At 68.2% G+C, this 1,594-nt stretch carries 2 protein-coding genes; both read right to left on the bottom strand.

All coding sequences use genetic code 11. The annotated features are described in order from the left end of the window. Positions 1–1,031, bottom strand: a 1,031-nt coding sequence (locus AC1DSO_RS24730; protein WP_477071326.1) for a glycoside hydrolase family 95 protein, incomplete at its 3' end; no start/stop codon positions are given. A gap of 97 nt (positions 1,032–1,128) precedes the next feature. Beyond that, positions 1,129–1,594: SGNH/GDSL hydrolase family protein (locus AC1DSO_RS24725; protein WP_477071325.1), on the bottom strand; the 466-nt coding region annotated here is incomplete at its 5' end.

Below are 1,594 nucleotides of genomic sequence, written 5' to 3'. Positions count from 1 at the left end.
GGATCGTCGGTGGTTGGCGACTGTCGGATCCGCTCGTCGGTCGGCAGCAGGTCGGCGCGGGTGCGGCCGAAGTCGACGCCGACGCGGCGGAACAGATTCCGGTGGTCGGCCTGGTGCTCGGCCAGGATCTTCGCCCAGGGCTTGCCGGCCAGCCTAGCTAGGGTCGCCCTGTTCAAGGCGATCGGATCGCCCGAGACGTCGTCATAGCGGCGATAGCTGGTCGCCGCCGCGATCAGCAGCAGCACTTCGTCGGCGCCCTTCACCGAAAGCTTATCGCCCTGCCCGACCACCTGGCCGCCCTTGGCGCGGACCTCGACGCGGCACTCGAACGTCAGCTTGGCTGGAACGCCCTGCTGGCTTTCATTGGCGCCCGTCAGCACCAGCGCATGTCCATCGACGGTGGTGACCGGCTTGGACTTCATCGGACTGGCGTAGCTCAGATCAACGCTGATCGACGCCTTGCGGCTGCTCGTCAGGCGCACCGCGATGACGCCGCCGGGCGCGCTGCCGATCACCTCGCGCACATGGCGGACGCCGTCGGCGGTGAAGCTCGTGGTGGCGATCGCACCGTCGAGGTCGAGGTCGCGGACATAGTCGGCGCCCACCTCGGTCAGACCCGGGAAATCCAGCTTCAGGTCGCCGATCGTCTGGTAGGACATCTGGCGCTTGGGGACGCCCAGGAACTTGGCCTCGGCCAGATCCGTGGCCTTGGCGTATTCGCCAGCGTCGATCAGGCGGCGGATCTCCGGCAGAGCCGCCAGCGACTCGGGATTGGCCGGGTCATAAGGGCCGCCCGCCCACAGGGTGTCCTCGTTCAGTTGCAGCCGTTCGGCCGCGACGCCGCCGAACACCATGGCGCCGAGCTTGCCAGAGCCGACCGGCAGCGCCTCGACCCACTCCTTGGCCGGCTGGCGATACCATAGGCGCTGCGGCGCGACCTTGGGCGTGGCGGCGCGGGCCGAACCGATCGACGCCGCCAAAAGCGATGCGCCGCCCATGGCGGTCAGTGCTGTTCTGCGGGTCGCTTCCATGTCCGTTTCCTCATGCTATCCCGCGACCAGTATTCGACCGGCTCACGGCAATTTTCATATCTAAAATGGATTTTGCATGCGGATAGCAAGGCTAAACCTAGGGGATCAGATAGCGGCGCAGAGTCGGCACGGACTTCGCGAGTTCGTCGGTGACGATCGTCGAGAAATAGTCGGCGCCGACGACGCCCAGATGCGTGTAGTCGAACGATAGCTTGGCCTGACCCATAGGCTCGACGGCGGCGTTGTTCTGGGTTGTCGGCGTGGCGCCCGGCGCCGCGGGGGTCGGCGGAGCGGCGCTGATCGTCGTGCCGGTCTTGCCGGCGGCCTCGACCACCTCGGGCGGCGGCGGACGCTGGGCGAACTTCATGGCCTCGACCGGGCCCATGGCCTGGACGGCGGCCTGGCTGCGGGCGTGCAGATCGACGACGGGGGTCTCGGTCTCGGCCGCCACCTTGCGGACCGCCTCGGCCCACGGCCCAAGGTCGTCGAGCAGCTTGCCGTCCTTGAACTGGCGGCGCGTCAGGGGCGTGACCAGGATCGGCTTGCCGCCGGCCGCCCTCACC

It is taken from the genome of Caulobacter sp. P4_E5, assembly GCF_056401555.1.
The sequence above is the reverse complement of the archived record's forward strand: the minus strand, read 5'-3'. Positions and strand labels throughout refer to the sequence as shown.